The sequence below is a fragment of the Pseudomonas sp. FP1740 genome (assembly GCF_030687165.1).
In the GTDB taxonomy this organism is placed as follows: Bacteria; Pseudomonadota; Gammaproteobacteria; order Pseudomonadales; family Pseudomonadaceae; genus Aquipseudomonas.
On sequence record NZ_CP117461.1, the window covers coordinates 1,597,576 to 1,616,294 of the forward strand.

An 18,719-nucleotide genomic window follows, 5' to 3' on the forward strand; every position below is an offset into this window, starting at 1 on the left:
CGCCATGTCTAACCGTGAATTGCTCAACCCAACCAACTCCGCCCTGATCCTGATCGACCACCAGCCGCAAATGGCGTTCGGCGTGCAGTCGATCGACCGTCAGACCCTGAAGAACAACACCGTGGGTCTGGCGAAGGCCGCGAAGATTTTCAACGTGCCGACGATCTACACCTCAGTTGAAACCGAAAGCTTCAGCGGCTTCATCTGGCCGGAGTTGCTGGCTGTTCACCCAGAGCAGAAGCCGATCGAGCGCACCTCGATGAACTCCTGGGAAGACAAGGCGCTGGTTGACGCGGTGAAAGCCACCGGCCGCAAGAAGCTGATCATTGCCGCGCTCTGGACTGAAGTCTGCCTGACCTTCCCGGCGCTGGAAGCCCTGGCTGAAGGCTACGAGGTGTACATCGTGACCGACGCGTCTGGCGGCACCACCAAAGAAGCTCACGACATGTCGGTGCAGCGGATGATTCAGGCAGGCGCGGTGCCGGTCACCTGGCAACAAGTGCTGCTGGAATACCAGCGTGACTGGGCACACAAAGACACTTACGAGGCGGTGATGGAACTGGTGCTGGAGCACAGCGGCGCGTATGGCATGGGCGTGGATTACGCCTACACCATGGTGCACAAGGCGCCGCAGCGTCAGGTCAAATAACACCGTTACCCTTGTAGGAGCATGGCTTGCCCGCGAAGGCGGAGTATCAGTCGATAACTATGTTGACTGACACTGCGCCTTCGCGGGCAAGTCGGATCGCCGCACCGCTCGCTCCTACAGGGGCGGTGTTTACATGATGTGTTTTTCCGGCTCCGGAATGTGGCTCGCGCCTAACATGGCCGGAAGCAATCCGGCCCTTAAATCCCCGCCACTCGGCTGCTGATAAAGACTCAATCCGAACTCCGGCAGTACCGCCAGCAGATAATCGAAAATATCCCCCTGAATACGCTCGTAATCCCCCCACGCCGTGGTGCGGGTGAAACAATAGATTTCCAGCGGAATCCCCTGCGCCGTCGTCTGCATCTGCCGCACCATGCAGGTCATGTTCTGCTGAACCTCCGGGTGACTTTTCAGATACGCCAGCGCATAGGCGCGGAAGGTGCCGATGTTGGTCATCCGCCGACGGTTGGCCGCCATCGCCGCGACGTTGCCCTGGGCTTCGTTCCAGGCCTTGAGCTCGGCTGTCTTGCGGCTCATGTAGTCGGTCAGCAAATGCACTTGGGACAGTTTCTGCTCTTCATCATCACGAATAAACCGCACGCCGCTGGCGTCGATGAACAGGCTGCGCTTGATCCGCCGTCCGCCGGATTGCTGCATGCCGCGCCATTATCACCGGTACCCCTTTTCATACTAATCCCACGCATTTCAATACTTACACCCTTCCAAAACCAGCCAATAACCCCCTTACCCCTACTTTCCAGAAGCCCCTACGACCCCGAAAAACAACGAATCACCGCATACTATCTACTCAATACTATGAGCAGCTTCCTAGCCAGATCTGTTCAAATCCCAGTCCAGTTGCCAACCCCAGGCCATCAGCCAACCCAATCCACAACCTAACCAAGCAACCAGATGCGATGAATCCACAAATGAGTATTGGTGGGGCATGGCAGGGGCGTGCTCGACCTGTGCATGGGCAGTTGAACTGAGAAAGCGTACGAGACCGAACAGAAAGCTTTTGACCCCCGACCCCCAAGTTGCCACCCAATCGCAACCCACCTTCAAGTTCACGAGCCCACCCACGCAGCCTTTCCACCCATCAAGCTCCGCCGATACCATAGGGGGAGTACTTGCAGCTCAACGAGACTGGCTCATGGCTTTCGCGCTTTACATCAACACCAGCTACGTCAACGACAACACCGGGCGAGAGATCGAACTGCCAGGACTTTTGACGCAGGACGGTATCCTGATCTCTCACCTTCGCTACCTGGCCTCCACCAAGAAGCATCGCTACAGCCCATCCTGGAGAGAGCGGAGCCGGTTTGCGGTCAAGCTGCTGCTGGACTACATCCGCGCCAATGAAGGGCTGTTCGATAAGTCCTTGCCGCTGCTTGAGGGCTTTGTCATGTCGTTGAGGATGGGCACGATTAACATCGAGACCCAGACCGATCCGAGCGGCCTGTTTTGGACGCCCAGGGGAGCTGAGGAAGAGCGAGTCTTGCTGGGTCACATCACCGCGTACACGGATTGGCTGGCTGACGAACCAGCCTACAAAGCGACTCGGGCAAACCCGTTGGTCAAGGCAACTTCGGATGAGGAGCGGATGAACTGGTGCGCCTACTATCACAAGCAAGCCAACGTCTTCCTGAACCACCTGGCCTCCTACGATGCAGCCGCCAAGGAAGCCCGCCAAGCTCGGAAAGTCCAGTCCTCCAGGGTCGCCAAGACTCTTGGGCGAATCGCCAAGCGCTTCCCTGAGGCCGAGTATCACAACCTGTTGGTAAACGGCTGGGTCAAGCAGTGCGCAGCCCCTGATGCACAGTCGGACGACTTCATCGATTACAAGGGGAGGGCGATCACCATTCTGTTGAACCAGGGTGGGTTGCGCAGGAGTGAGCCGTTCCATCTGTATCTCTCAGACATCATCTGCGATTTCAAGAACAAGGATGTGATCGTCAGGATCTGGCATCCCTCTGATGGGCGAGTGGAGTTTGAGGAGGGTTACACAAACCGGCGGGACTACTTGCATCGTCGATATCGGCTTCGCCCGAGAAACACGCTCAGGAAGAGCTTGGCTTTGCATGCAGGTTGGAAGAACCCGCTGCTCGTGGATGGCGCCGACGGTTACATTGAGGTGGCGTTCTTTCCTCCCTCCGCGTCGAAAGTGTTCTTCCACAATTACATCAACTATCTGAGGTATCGAGTCGATCCTTTACCCCACGAGGATCATCCCTATGCGTTCACCAAGCTCGACGGTACTCCCGAGACCATCAAAAACTTCAGTCGTCAGCACGTAGCAGCTGTGAATCGAATCGGTTTGGAGCACTCGAAGCGGCATGGGACGAGCGAACACGGCCACCGTCATGCCTATGGCTTCAGGCTTGAAGAGGCAGAGATCCATCCAACCATCATCCAAAAGGCGATGCACCACAGAAGCCAGGAATCGCAAGAGGCCTACAAGGAGTGGAGCGCCAAAGACATCCAGGAGGCCTTCATTCGGGGCGAGCGTATTCTGGAAGAGAAGCGAAAATCTAAGGGTTAGTGCCCGATGATCTCCGATCATGGGAGGCTGCTCGATGCCCTATCTAACTGTCCGCTTCAAGGTTTTCTACCAGGTGCGTGATGTTCGAGGTGCCCGGTATCGGGAACATGATGGGGGAGTAGTCCAATAGCCACCTCAGTGCCTCTCGGGGCGTGAAGCATTTTTCGTTCGTTGCGTTCGCTGGTGCCTCCAGGTATTTACCGGCGTTAAGCGGAGCATAGGGGACGAATGCAATCTCCCTGCTTTCACACCAAGCCACGACGTCAGGCGACTCAGGCTTTAGAATGTTGAACGTATTTTGAACAGCAGCAATTGGGGCAATTGAAATCGCTTCGTCTAACTGGGAAACGTTGACTTTGGACATACCCAGCGCCCTTATTTTTCCTTCCAGGCGCATCTGCTCAAGCTCTCCAAGCTGATCCGCCAGAGGGATAGCCGGGTCGACCCTGTGCAGGTAGTAAAGGTCGATCGCTTCTACGTTGAGCCGTCTCAAACTCATCTCCACGCATTGGCGCAGATAAGCTGGAACACCACATGGCGTCCAACGCCCAGGCCCTTGTCGAGTAAAGCCTCCCTTAGTCGCAATGATCAGATCATCGGCATAGGGATACAACGCTTTGCGAATCAGCGGTTCCGCAACATCGGGCCCATAGGCGTCTGCGGTGTCGATGTGTTGCACACCTGAGTCCACAGCCTTGCGTAGCAGTTCAATGGCGTTTCGTTCATTGCTCGGCGGCCCCCATATTCCCGGCCCGGTCAACCTCATTGTGCCGAACCCTAAACGACGAACCGTCTTGCCCGCGAGTAGGCCGGTAAGAGTCTTTGTCATGAACGCCCCATATGCCGAAGAATCTCGGAATGCAGGTTGGTCAGTAGTGATTCACGCACTTGCGGGTAGAGCATGTGGTGACGGAGCTCAAGACCAGCCAGTAGTTTGTGTAGATGGCTATCGACCGATTGCCGGAAGGCGGGATTTGCATCTCGATCCGGGCCTAGCGGCACGGAGATATCGAGTCTGGTCGCAACCAGCATGGTGTAAGTCGGGCAGTGATCGTGCATCACGGCGTGGACAGCATCGATCTCCTGCGTCGTCGCAGAGGTACCGCGATACTCAACTGCCGCATTCCAATATGCCACGGCATCAATGATTGGACGGTCGACCAGTACCACGTCCGCGTCGACAATTGCTGCTTGCTGCGCCTCAAGCGTTCGGTCTATGAACCACATCGTCGAATCATAGGTATGGTTGGTCAGTAGGGGGATTCCTTGCTCTTGGGCAAGCTTGCCAAAGGACGGAATGCTCGCGACCCGAATACCCTGTTGTTCAAGCGACTTGCGCAGGTCAGAGCAAAAAGTTGATTTTCCGGTTGAATGCGTACCGGTGACGCCGATCATGACGGTGCTCACCACAGGCTTCCTTGCTCAGGCGCGGGGGCTTTTTCTTCGGTTTGCTTTTGGATTTGAGCGATCTTGCAGATTTCAATCCAGCTTTTGAGCGAGGACTTTTCGATCAAGTGGTCGAGTAGAAGGGCAGTGACACGAGCGTCTTCTCCTGCTCGATGCAATTCACCTACGACTTGATTTCGAAGGCCTGTCGTCGTCAAAAGGGCTGACAGGCTGTGGCTTGTGGCATTCGGGTAGACATGCCGCGCAAGTTTCAAGGTATCGATGACCCCAGCGGGCTCCCAAGTAGGTAGGTGCCGTTTGACCACCGAGTAGTCCACCGAAGCGTTGTGGGCGACAAACCATTTACCTTGCAGCTTCTCTTCGACCTCCTCCTTGATTTCGTCCCAGCCAGGGCAGTTTTCGACGTCAGAGTTACCGATGCCATGCACCTGTTTGGCCTGCCATTTGATCCGATTGGGAGGTTTGATCAACCAGCTCAAAGGGGGCACAGCCTCGACAGCCGGAAAGGCCGAAATGGCGAGCTCCACCAGGTCGGGTGGTGCATGTCCATTACCTTCCACATCCACGATGATGATCTGTTCGGAAGGCCACACGAATTCAGTGTCGTTCATCAAAGATTCCTTTGTGCTTCAGCACGACCATGACGGTCATAATGATGGGGCTTGTCGGCATCATGGACTTGATAACCCAGCGTATGTTGCATGAAGTAGCGCCGCTGCTCATCCAGCCCTCGGACGATGATGGCGCGGTCGGTAATCTGCGGATCTCCATCGGCCCCTAGCTCTGAGCACATCTGACGGAGGAGAGCTTCGTCCGGCCGTTTCCAAGCCGCCTTGCAAATCGAATACTGTGACGTTGGGCACGTATCGCAGAGTTCTGTGATGCCGAAGTGGCCGTTGTAATCCGGCTGCTGATGGCCGTGCGCAACACCGCAGGAGGTCTTGCGGAAAATAGGAGTGCCCGTCTCATGCGCCTCATACAGTCTAAGTAGCCGCCGCTCTTCCTCCAGCGGCAGCAGCTTGCGCCTGGCTGTCGAGCTGTAGGGTTCTGGGATGCCCTGACTTTGGTAGTACTCGGCGATCTCTTTACGGTAGAACAAACCGCTGAAAACCGTGGCGTGAGCATGTTTGGCCAAGCTGGCGGCGTTGGCGATGTGCTTATCTGAGTCGTTCAGGCCGGGAACGATCGGGCGCCAGTACAGCAATACCCGATAGTTCTGCGCGTACTTGAAGAGTGTTTTCAGGCTGTTGCCGGCGATCGACGATTTGATTGGCTCTATTTTCGGGTCGTTTATGCCTGAGTAGGTTATCAGGATCGTCAACTTGATATTGCGCAGGGCGTTGAATCGTTCGCAGTCCGCCGGCGTCACCCGCCACCGTGTGATGACCAGTACGTTGTTGGTAAGGCCAGCCTCATCCAGTAGCCGCAACAGATTATGTGTGTGCGCTTTGACGTCTGGCAGCATCGGGTCTGTTGCCCGATTGAACAACTGGATAGGGGTGATATGTGGCTGAAAATACCGATGCGAGATGAACTGCTCGAAAGCTTGCTCGTCACTCATCAATGCTTGGGGTTGGCGTTGATCGAAGTTGCCAAACAGATGGCGCACGCAGTAGCTGCAATCAAGGGGGCAGCCAACGATATGATTGAGACTCAGACCGCTCTTGCGGTACTGAACAGGATCCTTGAGGCTTGGATTGACATCGGGCAGTTGCTTGACGTCGATGATATTGACGTACTTTTCCACTGAAGCGCTCCTTGCATTGCTACCCAACGATGATCATTCGATAGCACGACGAGGCTCATTACCGTCGCTGTGTCCATCCTTGATAGTGTCACCCGCATATCTCGCTATCACAGCTTCAGACAGGTGCTGTTCTATAACACATCAGGAGTCATCAATGACTCTGCTTGAATGGTTTGAACAGTTTATCTGGAGCGAAAAATAGATTGCCTCTTGCGCGCGAGCAGGCTACGTACAATTTGTTTCGGGTCTGAGGCTTGGCTTCATGCAACTTCCCGCCCTGGTAGCGTTTCCATGCCTCCGAGCCCAGGACGACACAGACGTCTTCGAAGTGATCCATGCCTTTACTCGCTCCCCAGTTCTGAGAGTGGCAACCGTACTTGCTATGTTCTTGCAGGAATAGCTTTACCACCGAAGGGTCGGCGTGCAGAGCATTGGCTTGGTCTTGTTCCAAGACCGTGACGATTTCACTGGCACGCTCTACATGCGAGCCCATCGCGATCTGCAGCTTGGTGCTGATGAACTCGCAAATCGACGTTGCGCATCGCCAGCTGCGACCAAGTGTGGTCTTGTCCACCGCAATACCCGCGTCGCGAAATCGTTTTTCGTATTTGGCCATGTCGTCATGCAGGGTGCTGTTAACACTGCCGTCCCGGCTCGTGTCGAAGGTATGCTGATAGAAATCTCCCACGAAGGTCATTCCTGCTTTGGCCTTGGAAATCTCCAACAGCAGGTTGAAATCGTGGCCGGCGAAATCCTGCACCTCATCGACATAGACGCAGTCGTAAAAGCGCTCGATGCGGGCCTTTATCGCAGGCATGCAGCCTTTCAATTGCAGAAATTTAGCCAAGCGATTGTGGTAGAGCCTACGGCTGCCATCACGGAAACGTGCGATGTCAGTCAAAGGGATCTGACGGTTTGGCGGGCGCCTGAAGGTTAAACCTCGGCTGCCTATCTTCAATTGCATCAGTGGGCGGTAACAGAACCCGTGCAGGAATGAGAAATAGGTCATCAGGGTTATGTTGGATGGAATTGTCCCGAACTTCTGAATGATCCTGCTGCGCAGATGACGGTGATTATTTTCCGTGTACGTGATGATCAGAGCGCGCTGGTCGGGGCTCAGACGTTCAATGACAAGGCTGGTCTTGCCGGATCCGGCCACCGCAAAGATCACGCTCTTATCCACTTGATCGCCTCCTGGATGTAAGCAGGAGCGATCAGTTCGCCAGCTTTTTTCGTGAGCAACTCGAACGCCACGTCTGCCTTGTTCTTGAGCATGTACTCCTGAACCGTCAAGGTTCTACGTCCCTTGCCAAACAGGTCGTCGCACGCTTTCTGATTGTCCAGGTACAAGCCGATTTCGAACGTCGAGCGCTCATTGTCAGGATCAGCAAAAATCTGAGCACCGTCGTAGAGGCTCTCCTTGTAGTTTTCAACGCAATTTTGCTGGTGGTTATGGTCGTTGTCCCGGATCGCAGCAACCCTGATTCCCAGCAACTTGCCCAGCTCCAGGTAGCGCTTGAAACTGGTTCCTCCGATGGAAATGATGTGGACGTCATCGGCTTGTGGGGAATTACCCTGCGCATGCTGCTTGTAGAAATGTTCGAGGAGGATGAATTCGGCATCACCCTCGACCAGGATGACGCGTTTCGAGAGCGCGAACTCAAGTACGTTGTTGTCCGGTGCCTTCATGAAAAATTCGGCGGTGGGTTCTGTCAGATCCTTCAGCCGACCGGCTTTTTGCTCGGTTCCCAAGAGCAGCGCATGACGAAGATCAAGGCGGGAGCAGATGTGGCTGCTGTGAGTGGCAATGAAGAGTTGTGTACCTTGGGTACGCGTAAGCCGTTCCACAAGCCGTTTCATATTCGTATGGCTCAGGTGGTTCTCAGGCTCTTCCAGTAGCAGAGCGTGTAGACCACCCTTGGCGTCGTGCTTTTGCAGGGCAAAGTTGGTCTTTATGAAGCACTGCTCTCCCTTGCCACGGTTTTCGATCGGAATGCCGTCCTTGGTGATGACAAGGTCGGTCTCCAGGTTCGAGCGCACACTGGTTCTGAGGGCAAACTGGTAGTCGCCCAGCGTCTCATTAAGAGCCTTCAGGTTTTCTTTCTGGAAGCCTTCCTTACCCTGACGGTATTGATTTTCGAGACGATATCGATCTGGAACTTGCGTATGGAATCCGAACACGGTTCGCGTGTACTCCCGGGCCGCATACTCGGTATCGATTCGCGAGCTATCGATCAACAGATGCTTCACTGGTCGCCTGTAGCTGGCATGCGGTGCACCCGAGAACGTCGAGAATTGCACGGTGTAGTACTCGAACGGAAAGCTGTCCTTGTTAGCGTGCAGCAGCTCAAGAATCGTAGGGCCAAACTCTTCTACGAGGGGAACGATCGCCATGCGCAATCCGTCGCTGTCGGTTCCCACAAGATTCTGATACCCGTACAAGCCTTGATCTTCGCCATCTTCAAGGAAGACGTCCACAATGACTTCTGGTAGCAGGTCAAGGCGCGCTGGGCCCGCCAGAAATTTCTTCACAGCAGCCTGATTGAGCAGGGCTTCATAGCCAATGGTCTCAACGCGACTTCGGCTTGCGCTGAGTGCCAGATCAAGAGCCAGTAGAACGCTGCTCTTGCCCGTTTCGTTATCACCGATCAGTACGTTGGTGCCGGCATCAAAGTGGAGAGTCAGGTCTGGAAAGCTTTTGAAGTTTTGCAGCACTAACTGGGTGATGGCCGGCATTTTCGTTCTCTTTAACCTGTTTTGTGTGGTTATCAACTGGGTGCTTAGGTGCTTATCAGTTACGGGGGAGTTTGTTATCCATCCAACCGATTTGCGTCAGCCTTGCGCCGCATTTCCACAATGGGATGATCTGCTGCGACTTGCTTGCCAAGGTGCATCGGCCCAGGCAGACGCAGGTAGCCGTCCCACAATGGTGGGTTGCGACAAAGCAAGGCGACTTGTTCGGCGATTACCTTTGCGTTGGCAAATCCACCAGGTTTGATGATCGCAATTTCGGTGACGCCCAACTGTTGCCACGGATCCCGCAGGTCACGCTCCGATACGTCGTATCGCGTGTTCTCGCGCTGCGAGCGAACGCTGCCGAACTGTTTGGAAGGAGACACGAAATAAAATACCGAGGGGCTTTCACAGGACTGAAATGCACCTACTTTGGTACCGATGTAGTGGGCCGATTGGGGTGACAAGGTGTGGTTGCCACTGATCTGTGCCACTTGATGATCAGCACGAATGCGTACGATCGCTGCATCTGTTGGAATGGGCGGAAGTCCTTCTCCAGGGCTGTCCTTCAAGCCTCCATAGAAGGTTCTCAGATCCGCATCAAGGCAGACGACCAACAAGTCTGCCGGATTGATTTTGCAATCCAGGAAGGCCTGGGTGATCAATATCTTCAACTGATCAGGCGTAAGCAGCGTGTCAGTGCTGTGGATGGCAGCCAGCCCAGTGCTGTAGCTGAGCCACTTACCGGTGGAGTCCAGGCCTGATTCGAACCAGAAAATTTCAGGGGTATGCCCACCCAGCGAAGTGCGGGTGATCACGGGCAGGAATTTGGCCCAACCTTTGTCCTGGATTCGATCCAGTAATACCGATACCACCGTGGTGCTCGCCGGTATCGACTTGACCTTAGGTGTCGGGGCGGGGAGGTGACCGCTTAGACGAATTGCTTCGATGATTGAGTTGATCGCTTTGAAATCACGATCATCCTCTTTGGCCTTACGCTTCTTCACTTGGGCATCGGGGTCGATGTGCATGATGAATTGGGTCGCGATGCCATGCTTTGCCAAAACCCGACGAATGACGTGTTTGGGATCAAGGCCTGCATCGCGAGAAGCTGCTGATGCACTGGTCTCAACGATCATCACCTTTGCACCGTCTTGCGAGACTTTTTTGCTTGCTGGCACAACGTGATTCAATAGCCAGTCGTTGAGACGGTTGAGGTCATGTTGCCCTTCCAGCATGCGCTGTGCATCGGGTACATCCAGACGCGTCAGTGTCACGATTGGGGGCATGACTTTGTCGAAAAACTTACTGTCCCGCGCGAGGTTTTGACTCGCCCCATGTAGCCTGAGCACCACATCGGCGTGAGCTGCCAGTACCATCACGTTCAAATTGATGGCCTCGCCGGTAGAGGTCGTCTTCTCTTCACGTAGGCTGGCAACGGCTTTTTTGACCAGAAGCGGCCTCGTCCCTGGCAGGCAGGCAAGCAGGTGAAAACCTGCCTGATCAAGAAATAGCGGGCCTGTACCTGAGGCGATCATCGGGTTCGAAGGAGGGCTTGCGTAGATGGGGCGCACATCGCTGTCGACAGGGATGTCCCCTTCGATTATCGGTGGAAACGAGGGCGCGCCCATGAACGTCAGCAGCTTTTCGATGGGGTGTTCGTAGAAAGTCTTCCAAGCACCATCATTGAATTTGCTCCTGATCTTCGCTTTGACGATCAGGTCACCCGTTTTAACCCAGGCATGCTTCTTCTGGCCCACCAGGTTAGGCATCACCTGGCTCAGCTTCACGCGCAGCTGCAGATAGGGTTGTGGCTGACCATGGAGCAATACCAGCGACGGCTCGATTACATGCAGCGCACTGGCGTAGCGAACGTCGTTTTCCGAGACGACAGGGTCATCCCAAGCAAGCGCGCTACCGTCTGCGGCCAGGTAAAGCTGGAGTGGCTTTGCTGCCTGCATCGGTTTTTTGATGAGGGCCTGCCCCACCAGCCAAGGAATAACCGTGTACGCGAGAGACGAAACATCTCCTGGCATAACCAAGCGGGCGGTCTCAAGTGGTACCAGGTCAGTAACGACCAGTTTGCCTTCAAATTCGACCAGCTCTTGTTTGTAGAACTGCATCACGTCCATCGACCACAATTGAAGCGCTTCGTTGATGGTGTCGACAGGCATGGGCTTGAGCAGGAGGATTGCCGAAACGCCGCCGTCTTTTTGGGGGAACAGGTTAACCTTCACCGGGCCTCCAGAAAGGGTGGCCAGCATTTCCTCAAGTCCTATGGTTGGCAGGCCGGGATGGGGCTTTTTTACTAGCCCTTGAAGGGCTTGCCAAGCGTCAAGGTAATGCGGGCCGACAACGACACGGTAGGCTTGCCCCAACTTTGTCGGGTCAAATTCAAAGAGGCTGGTGCGCAATTCAAGACCCTTCATCTCGCGTCCTTTCCTGATTCGTTGATGTATTTCAACAGTGCCGATGCAACGCCGGCATGGTGGCGTTCAAACTGATCCCAATCCCCGTCTTTCTTCAGTTGCTGAACGCTCTCGTTGAGCATCTGAGGCCATGGCTTGAGGCCTTCGAGAAAGGCGGCATCGGCGAAGTAACAGGTCACTGGGGTGCCGCCACGGCGGCCGCGACCGATGAGCTGAGTGAGGCTCACCAGGATGTTCATGATGGTGTAATGGCGGATGTTGGCCGGCTGCTGGCTGAATGCAGGGCGAGCCGTACGAATCTTCTGCAGCAGAGCATTGGAGTGCTTTCGTTCCTGCATCATCAGCACTCCGGGACTGCTGGATAGCGCAACGGCTTTTCCGGTCTCGTAACAGATATGCGCTAGGTTATTGTTGGGGCTGTCCGAGGAGGGAAGAGGGCGCACGCAGATTACCACCGCGCCAATGGCTGAAAAGCCATCGCTGTTCACGATGTTATGGCCGCGCGCCATGGGGCCCAATGCACTAACCAGCAGTGTTTTGTCCTTGTGTCGACCGCTGGTGAATTCAGCCAGGTCGTCGTAAACGAGTGTCTGCTGTGCTTCCAACGAGGACGGATTGTATTCACTCCGTCGTCCACGCACCCAACCTACGAGGTGACCCGGGCCACCCTGCATTTTGGCCAAGGTCATGGCCAACACTTCAGCATCTGCATCGCTGTTTGTAACAAGCAACAGACGGGCGCGAGTTTTGGTCTGGGGGTCGTTAGCCAAGCACGCTAGGCGACTTTTCACCCATGGCCAGATCTCTTTCGCAAACTTGGACACTAGAAACTTGCGCTGCGAGAACGGGGCGCCGGAGATGGCAGTCGTCTGAGGAACGTTTTCGAAGGTGACCTGACCAGCCACGTCAGGCACGTCGATGAAATCCTTTGCGCGAAGATCGTAGGCACTGGCACCTGGGAAATAGGCTGTGGCAGAAAACCCGATGAACAAGCGCTTCACTCCGGCATAACCAAGGGCGCTGACATCTGGAAGCGAAAGCAAGGTGTTGTGGGGATCACCCCTCATCGCGATAACGTTCAGGGTTGAATCGTTGTCCCCGGTGTCCTTGCGTTTGAAGCCGAAAACGGCACGCTGAAGTGGGCCATTTGGAGTAGGGCTTAGTGGCTCTGGCCCGGCGATGCTCCGTTTTACCTCGTACGAGTAGGGGATTTCGGCGTTCACAAAACTCGGTAATTCAACCTGGAGATTGCGCAGGTGGGTTTCGATTGCCAGTAACGTGCCTCGCAAAATGAGCGAGGCCTTAAGGCGAATCTGCTCGTGTTCTTTGAGAGGTTCGGGAAGCTGGCCATTGTCGGACAATTCTTTTATGAGGTGCCCCAGATTGATCGCCAGGGTCTCAAGCTTGTGCTCACCTCCGTTAGATCGCCAATGGGCCAGGTGCTGGCTCAGCTTTTCCAGGTAGTCGGGTATGCGATTCGTATTGTTGAACAGATGTTCCAGCGTCTCACGATCAATACCAAGTTTCTGGGTGATGAAGGTGTCGTCAGCGTCCGACCACGTGGTTTCTTTCGTCGGCCACTCGAAGTACTTCTCCTGCTGTAGGTTCATGAGTTGGCTGACACTGAGCGTGCAGTAGGTGAGTGCCCAGTTCACTCGGAACAGGCTGCTGCGATCGACTTCCGGGATGCTTGATCGGCCGGCGACTGTGTTGAACAAGCGCAACAGTGGGCTGTTTTCACCCTGGTTGCCCAGTTTCAATTGGATGACGCTGCTGTCGATCGCCGACTTAAGCAAACCGTCGATTTCATCGATGAGGAATACGGGAGCTGTTCTCAGCAGCAACTCGATGAAGCTGCGTGGGCCAGGGAACTGCTCAGAGTCAGACAACGGGATGCGGGTTGTGCCCGACAGCATCGCATGGTGGTTGATCACCACGATGTCCGCTTTCAGGGCTTCTGACAACATCCTCGTCCTGCCGCACTTGAAGAGGAAAGGGCAGTGATTCAACCGTTTTGATTGCTCTTCGCGGCCTTCTTCCTTGGTCGAAACCCTCACGTTGAAGCACGGTTCGTTCCCTGGATCAACGTTGAGCGTATCCGTGGCATAAGCGTCGAGTAAGCAGGCGTAGTCGTAAGCTGGCGCAGTATTTCCCTGTTGAAACTGGATCTTTCCACGCTCGTATATCCGCGTCGCTGAATGCAAAGGGGCGATCTTCAGCTCAGTCGCTGTCGCAGCGACTGATTGCTTGAGAATACGCACCGTATTTTCCAACTCGACCAGCGTGGGCACTGCAATCACGACCCGGTGACCTCGGCGCGCGGCATCGATCGACATCATGACCATGGCAACGCTTTTGCCGGTACCGGTCGGCGCATTCACTCGGTAGAAGTTGCCTGCCTTCGCCGTGCGTTCAGCATCTGAACCCCAAATATTGGTCAACGAGGTCTGGTGGTTGGTGTGCAGTTCGGGGGCAGTATCCAGTACTCGCGCGAGCTCGCTCAGCGAGCCAAGCTCCCATCCGGTCTCAGGAACGGCGGCAGAGGATGGGACGGGTATGTGTCGGGCAGCGCCGGTAAGAGCGGCGCGCTCTGCTTCTGGAATGACAAACACCCTCACTTGGTCGCCTGTGATGTGCTTGAGCACGACATCGCCAGATTCTGGAAGCTGGGCGTAGACCGGAGGCGTTCGGCAATATCTCAGAGCATCGAGGTACTCTCTGATGAGCTGTTCAACGTTCAGGTGGGGTGATACGCGATAGCGATCCTGCTCGTGGAGTTGGCTGCTGAGTTTGCTTGGATCTATCAGTTCGAAGGGGCTGCGCTCACCTTGGATGATCGCTTCGGCACTCATCATAAAACGTTGAGGTTGAGCGACGGTTGACGGCCGCAAGCGCAAGCCTTCGGCAATCAGCAACTGATCAGCGTCGCAGAGTCCGTACCAAGTGCTCCAGCCTCGTGTGCGCCCTGCGCACAGTGCTGCTGCGTCAGCCAGCATGGGATCGCTGTCGGCAAAGCGTGCCCCCAAAGCGAGGAACAGCGTGACGCTGATATCAGAAAGGGGCCGCATACTTTAATGCCTCCTTCACACACTGGCTCCGGGTAAAAACGCTTACGCCCGCTTTACAGCGTTGGCGGAGAAACGGGATGCTTGCTCGCTGGTAGTCCGGGATCACGATCCAGCGCGGTTTATTCGAAGGGATTGACTCGATGTGTTTTGCCAACTCATAGGCCGACATCCAAACCTTGGCATCGATGTCCTGTTCACTGAGACTAAAGCGAATACGAAGATCTGTTCGATCTACGTCAGGCCAGAGCTGCACATCAAACCCCTTTGCGGCAAGGGCATGCGCTAGCGCGATTTCAATGAGTCCAGGTTGGAGAGTGAATTTCCACAACGCGGGCTTGAGCATCAGGCGGCCGTCGACCGGCTGGCCATTCAGGACGCTGCTGTTTACACGGTTGATCAGGCTCAAACCTTCGCGGACAAATAGGCTTTTTTTGTCCTGACACCACGCCGAGTCGCAGCTGACTTCATGTCGTTGAGCATTCATCGGCCATCTGCATTCTGGGCACAAATACACCAATCCGTTGTGGTGCAGATGAGAGGGGATTGGCTCGTAGAACTCGTTCAAGGACAGGTTGAGCGGGATGAAAATGTTTTGGGCCTGAGACGGAAGGATCACGCCGTGCTCAATCAGAAATAGCCGGAAGTTACGGTAATGCGTTTCACCGTCTGCACGGAGCCGGCATGCTTGCTTGACTCTGTTCACGCTAGCCTGGACTTCTTCCCAGAGCTCTTTGACGTCGAGTTCCAGCAGCATTTCATTGCAGGTTTGGGTGGCGATGTTGGAATAGAGCAGAGGCCCCGAATAGTCGAGTCTCACAACCTCAGGAAGCCAGTTCTCAAGAGGAACTCGAAGCTTGTATTCCAGTTCGATGGGGGACAGCGGGCTTGCGCTAGGCTCAAGTCGCCAAAGCAGCGCACTGGCTCTCTGGAGCACGTTGAACGCCTGAGCCCTGTCTGTGCCACAGAGCGACGCGCCTTGAGCGAGGAGACGTAGCAGATGCTCGGGAGCTTGTTTGTTCATTTGCGATACTCCACTTCATCCCTGAGCGGCTGATCGGCGTTGCTGGTTGGTAACGCTTGGAAGCTACGGCACTTAAACCATCAATTTGCTACAAAATGGCGCAATGCTTGGTAGCGTAGTATTTTTTTGAGATAAGTCAGGTTCTGACGGCGCTCGGCAAAAGCCTTATTTCTGCTCTAACACTGGGTTCACGCTTCTGGTTCTGCCAGGGTTCGAGGCGGTAATGTGCTGTGACGGTCAACCTGAAAGTTACTTGCGATCGTCGGGCAATGTTCGTGGGTTATCAAGACGAGGCATTTCAGTACCCAGACATCCCAGCATCTCCCCCCAACCTCGCAATCCCTTGCTTAATATGCCCCGCGTTCTCACCAATCCGCTCAAGCGCAACGCGCGCATTCTCACAAGCCACAGATGACCCACGCTGCTCCTCCAGCAGGACGAGCTCCATCAGCGCGGCTTCGATCGCCAGTTGGTTTTCGTACATTTTTGCCAACACGTCGGGAAGGGAATATTGCTCGGCCATGACTCGACTCCGTTCGGATGGAGAGCAAAGCATAGCAGCGGTTCGATGGTGGCCTGGAATGGCCAACGGGCGAGGGCGTCAGCAAGAAAGAACAAAAAGCTTATTCCGAGCGATGCCAATGACGCTGAACCGTGGTCTTTGCCATGCCCAGCTCCCTGGCGATTTCAGCCTGCGAAAGGCCTTTTTCTTTGAGTGCTTGAACTGCCTCTCGCATTTTTGCCGCAGCGATAACGCGAGGGTGAGGCTTCTCTTCAATTACCAGCGGAATCGAAGCCTGCAGTAGCGCCATAACCTGGAGATCCTTTTCCGCGATCTTCAGGACATCGGCCGCGCTCATTTCGTCTTGTGCACCACACACCAGTGCCATGAGCGCAACAGGACTGATCTCCAAAACTCTGGCGAGCTCAATGATGGCTTCGAGGCTGGGGGAGGTCATTTCATTTTCGATGCGGCTTACATGCGACTGAGTGACCTTCTGGCTCAGCTCATGCTGTGTGAGGCCACGCTTTGTTCGCAAAAGCTTCAGTGCTACGGCGAATGCGGTGCGCACAGACATTTTTCCGTTCCGTCAAAACAGAGCTGTATGCCGTGATTGCCATGATCCACTCAAATGTATATATTCATACGAGTGGATCGAATGGCTCAGGTGCGGATCAAGAATCTGCATGAGCTCATTCCCGCCCATTTGTTCGCTCCATCAATTTAGCTGTAAATCGAGATCAGGCCATTGATCAAGCTTCATGTGCTTTCAGATCTGCACAACGAGTTTTCTCCGTTTAAGCCCGTGCCAGGAGACTACGATCTGGTTGTTTTGGCAGGGGACATTGATGTCAAAGCGAGAGGGGTGAAGTGGGCTAATGAGGTCTTTGCGCGCCCGGTGATTTACGTGTGCGGTAACCACGAATTTTATGGGGGGCACATTGATTACACGCTGCGAAAAATGAAGGAGCAGGCGCAACCGAATGTCCATGTTTTAGAGAACGAGACCTTTGTTTGGAACCAAACACGGTTCCTTTGCGCTACGGGCTGGACTGATTTTTCGTCCAGCGGGAACGTTGTTGCTGCAACGCAAACCGCATGGGATTGGATGAATGATTTTCGAGTCATTCGGACTGGTGAAAACTATCGCCGTTTGCGCCCATCCGACCTCATCAGTCGAAACTACACATCGTTCGCCTGGCTGACCAAGGAGCTTGATGCGCCATTCGACGGCAAAACTGTGGTCGTGACGCATCACGCACCCACCCCCGAAGTAATGGGCGACAAACACGAAGGACACTTGAGTGCTGCCTACTCAAACAGTTGGCACGAGCTTCTGGATAAAACGGATCTTTGGATTTTTGGGCACACCCACCGGGCCGTTGATGTGATGTTGGGCCGCTGCCGTGTGGTCTCGAATCCTCAGGGGTATCCAAATGAGCAAACGGGGTTCGATCCAGGCCTTGTCATCAGCCTTTCGTGAGCTCACTGAGATGGCCGTCGACTTCGGGCTTCTATCAGTCTGCTCAACGATTTTGACGCGCACACCGTTTAAACACTTGTCCTCAATGTGTTGTGCAAGGGCAGCCAGTGACGGTGTGAAAAGTATGGGGGAGGGACACGTGCACACAAAAACTTGTTCCATGGAGGCTCAGCCTCAGCGCTCAGGTGTAACCCCGCATGAATGAACTTCCACCGAGCATTCCCACTGCAGTGACAGCGGCAATGGCGATCGATTTCGGAATGCCTGTCACGGCTTATCTGGTGGCCGCCGTTGATACCCCACCGATACTCATGGGAACGGTGTTTGGCGATACGAAGGGGCGATTTAGTGAAGGCGCCAGTATCAGGACATCAAGGATACAAAAGGCGTTCTTCATCGAGGGCTACTCGTTGTTCAAGACGGTCGGTGGAAGCCTCTACGTCGTAGTGAGCTGGGTACCTCCCGGGAACAATCTTTACATGAATCGCGTTTACCACTGATCGATCAGCGGGAGGCAGGTTTCTGGCTGGAAGTTGAAGCTATTGCGTGCGATCGGAAACGACGCAGGAAAATTAATATCTGCTTGGGCTATCGAAAGGACGAGCAGATAAGGGTGGTATTGAGAAATATGGTTGTTTCAGATGTTGAGCTATTAGGTGAGTTGCTATTCGGATCAGCACGAGCCCTGGGTGGCTCAAGGCTTGAAGACGATGAGTTGATCGAACTGGCCACCGTAACCTTCACAGAAAAGCCATTCTGCATCGTTCGGCAGTGGCTGTTGTTGGATGTCATGCTCCCGGAATTTCAAGAGCAGGAAGTGAAAGCACAAGACCTTGAAGCAACGGTCTTGTATGCCCAAGCAGTGGTGTTCGACAGCAATAACAAGCTCCAACCAGGCGACAGCGTCCTCAGCGATTTTCAGAGCGATTTTGAGGACTGCATTTTTGAAAGCAAAGACGTGTTGTACATCTTGGCCGGCCGTGGCGCGAGAAAGCACGTGAGTGCGCCTGCTGTTGCAGCGTTACGTGCTTTTAAAAATGCTGACGTTAATGAAGATAGCAACGCTGCATGAAAATCTGCCAGGGCTCGCCTAGTCGGTTTGCGGGAGATCGGGGGAAACTCCCTGTTTAGGCGGAAT

The 18,719-nt window shown here is 54.6% G+C and carries 16 protein-coding genes and 1 pseudogene; 5 read left to right on the forward strand and 12 right to left on the reverse strand.

Annotated elements, in window-relative coordinates:
• Positions 1-4: 4 nt before the first annotated feature.
• Entirely contained in the window at positions 5-649 is a 645-nt protein-coding gene (locus tag PSH69_RS07055; RefSeq protein WP_007934054.1) for a hydrolase, read from the forward strand.
• A gap of 129 nt (positions 650-778) precedes the next feature.
• Here the strand turns inward: PSH69_RS07055 and PSH69_RS07060 are convergent.
• Positions 779-1,315, reverse strand: a pseudogene (locus PSH69_RS07060) (mechanosensitive ion channel family protein); the annotation flags it as partial.
• A 487-nt stretch (positions 1,316-1,802) separates the two neighbouring features.
• Between PSH69_RS07060 and gmtY the strand changes: the two are divergent.
• The gene (gene gmtY, locus PSH69_RS07065) at positions 1,803-3,191 is read left to right on the forward strand and encodes a gamma-mobile-trio recombinase GmtY (RefSeq protein WP_305411497.1); all 1,389 of its coding nucleotides are present in this window, start codon (positions 1,803-1,805) and stop codon (positions 3,189-3,191) included.
• A gap of 43 nt (positions 3,192-3,234) precedes the next feature.
• Here the strand turns inward: gmtY and PSH69_RS07070 are convergent, their stop codons facing one another.
• The 11 genes from PSH69_RS07070 to PSH69_RS07120 all read right to left on the reverse strand — a co-directional run bounded on the left by PSH69_RS07070 (position 3,235) and on the right by PSH69_RS07120 (position 16,675).
• Positions 3,235-4,020 (reverse strand): aldo/keto reductase, encoded by a 786-nt coding sequence (locus tag PSH69_RS07070; RefSeq protein ID WP_305411498.1) that lies wholly within the window; start codon positions 4,018-4,020, stop codon positions 3,235-3,237.
• The gene (locus tag PSH69_RS07075; protein WP_305411499.1) at positions 4,017-4,598 is read right to left on the reverse strand and encodes an AAA family ATPase; all 582 of its coding nucleotides are present in this window, start codon (positions 4,596-4,598) and stop codon (positions 4,017-4,019) included. The genes PSH69_RS07070 and PSH69_RS07075 overlap by 4 nt, the downstream gene beginning before the upstream one ends.
• Positions 4,595-5,209, reverse strand: coding sequence for a 3'-5' exonuclease (locus tag PSH69_RS07080; protein ID WP_305411500.1), 615 nt, complete (start codon positions 5,207-5,209; stop codon positions 4,595-4,597). Before PSH69_RS07080 ends, PSH69_RS07075 begins: the two co-directional genes overlap by 4 nt.
• Positions 5,209-6,345 carry a radical SAM protein gene (locus PSH69_RS07085; RefSeq protein WP_305411501.1) on the reverse strand — a complete coding sequence of 379 codons (1,137 nt, stop codon included), beginning with the start codon at positions 6,343-6,345 and terminating at the stop codon, positions 5,209-5,211. Before PSH69_RS07085 ends, PSH69_RS07080 begins: the two co-directional genes overlap by 1 nt.
• A 151-nt stretch (positions 6,346-6,496) precedes the next feature.
• The gene (locus tag PSH69_RS07090; protein ID WP_305411502.1) at positions 6,497-7,528 is read right to left on the reverse strand and encodes an AAA family ATPase; all 1,032 of its coding nucleotides are present in this window, start codon (positions 7,526-7,528) and stop codon (positions 6,497-6,499) included.
• Positions 7,513-9,081 (reverse strand): ATP-dependent endonuclease, encoded by a 1,569-nt coding sequence (locus PSH69_RS07095; protein WP_305411503.1) that lies wholly within the window; start codon positions 9,079-9,081, stop codon positions 7,513-7,515. Before PSH69_RS07095 ends, PSH69_RS07090 begins: the two co-directional genes overlap by 16 nt.
• Positions 9,082-9,155: 74 nt before the next feature.
• Entirely contained in the window at positions 9,156-11,507 is a 2,352-nt protein-coding gene (locus tag PSH69_RS07100; protein WP_305411504.1) for an RNaseH domain-containing protein, read from the reverse strand.
• A complete protein-coding gene (locus PSH69_RS07105; protein WP_305411505.1) occupies positions 11,504-14,575 on the reverse strand; it encodes a hypothetical protein in 3,072 nt (1,023 codons plus the stop codon). Before PSH69_RS07105 ends, PSH69_RS07100 begins: the two co-directional genes overlap by 4 nt.
• Positions 14,559-15,596 (reverse strand): hypothetical protein, encoded by a 1,038-nt coding sequence (locus tag PSH69_RS07110; RefSeq protein ID WP_305411506.1) that lies wholly within the window; start codon positions 15,594-15,596, stop codon positions 14,559-14,561. Before PSH69_RS07110 ends, PSH69_RS07105 begins: the two co-directional genes overlap by 17 nt.
• Positions 15,597-15,894: 298 nt before the next feature.
• Complete coding sequence (locus tag PSH69_RS07115; RefSeq protein ID WP_305411507.1) at positions 15,895-16,119, reverse strand: hypothetical protein; 225 nt, start codon at positions 16,117-16,119, stop codon at positions 15,895-15,897.
• 100 nt (positions 16,120-16,219) lie between these two features.
• Positions 16,220-16,675 carry a helix-turn-helix domain-containing protein gene (locus PSH69_RS07120; RefSeq protein WP_305411508.1) on the reverse strand — a complete coding sequence of 152 codons (456 nt, stop codon included), beginning with the start codon at positions 16,673-16,675 and terminating at the stop codon, positions 16,220-16,222.
• A 174-nt stretch (positions 16,676-16,849) separates the two neighbouring features.
• Here PSH69_RS07120 and PSH69_RS07125 point away from each other — a divergent pair, with 174 nt between their 5' ends.
• The 3 genes from PSH69_RS07125 to PSH69_RS07135 all read left to right on the forward strand — a co-directional run bounded on the left by PSH69_RS07125 (position 16,850) and on the right by PSH69_RS07135 (position 18,653).
• Positions 16,850-17,581, forward strand: a complete 732-nt coding sequence (locus PSH69_RS07125) for a metallophosphoesterase (RefSeq protein ID WP_305412798.1) — start codon at positions 16,850-16,852, stop codon at positions 17,579-17,581.
• A gap of 197 nt (positions 17,582-17,778) precedes the next feature.
• Positions 17,779-18,081 carry a hypothetical protein gene (locus PSH69_RS07130; RefSeq protein WP_305411509.1) on the forward strand — a complete coding sequence of 101 codons (303 nt, stop codon included), beginning with the start codon at positions 17,779-17,781 and terminating at the stop codon, positions 18,079-18,081.
• Between the two features lie 128 nt (positions 18,082-18,209).
• Positions 18,210-18,653: a hypothetical protein gene (locus PSH69_RS07135; protein WP_305411510.1), complete on the forward strand. Its 444-nt coding sequence runs from the start codon at positions 18,210-18,212 to the stop codon at positions 18,651-18,653.
• Positions 18,654-18,719: the final 66 nt, after the last annotated feature.

Bases quoted from the DNA above. Each gene is read 5' to 3' on its own strand.
- PSH69_RS07105 (WP_305411505.1), bottom strand. From the start codon at position 14,575: ATGCGGCCCCTTTCTGATATCAGCGTCACGCTGTTCCTCGCTTTGGGG.
- PSH69_RS07100 (WP_305411504.1), bottom strand. From the start codon at position 11,507: ATGAAGGGTCTTGAATTGCGCACCAGCCTCTTTGAATTTGACCCGACA.
- PSH69_RS07070 (WP_305411498.1), bottom strand. From the start codon at position 4,020: ATGACAAAGACTCTTACCGGCCTACTCGCGGGCAAGACGGTTCGTCGT.
- PSH69_RS07120 (WP_305411508.1), bottom strand. From the start codon at position 16,675: ATGTCTGTGCGCACCGCATTCGCCGTAGCACTGAAGCTTTTGCGAACA.
- PSH69_RS07055 (WP_007934054.1), top strand. From the start codon at position 5: ATGTCTAACCGTGAATTGCTCAACCCAACCAACTCCGCCCTGATCCTG.
- PSH69_RS07080 (WP_305411500.1), bottom strand. From the start codon at position 5,209: ATGAACGACACTGAATTCGTGTGGCCTTCCGAACAGATCATCATCGTG.
- PSH69_RS07130 (WP_305411509.1), top strand. From the start codon at position 17,779: ATGAATGAACTTCCACCGAGCATTCCCACTGCAGTGACAGCGGCAATG.
- PSH69_RS07095 (WP_305411503.1), bottom strand. From the start codon at position 9,081: ATGCCGGCCATCACCCAGTTAGTGCTGCAAAACTTCAAAAGCTTTCCA.
- PSH69_RS07110 (WP_305411506.1), bottom strand. From the start codon at position 15,596: ATGAACAAACAAGCTCCCGAGCATCTGCTACGTCTCCTCGCTCAAGGC.
- PSH69_RS07135 (WP_305411510.1), top strand. From the start codon at position 18,210: ATGGTTGTTTCAGATGTTGAGCTATTAGGTGAGTTGCTATTCGGATCA.
- PSH69_RS07115 (WP_305411507.1), bottom strand. From the start codon at position 16,119: ATGGCCGAGCAATATTCCCTTCCCGACGTGTTGGCAAAAATGTACGAA.
- gmtY (WP_305411497.1), top strand. From the start codon at position 1,803: ATGGCTTTCGCGCTTTACATCAACACCAGCTACGTCAACGACAACACC.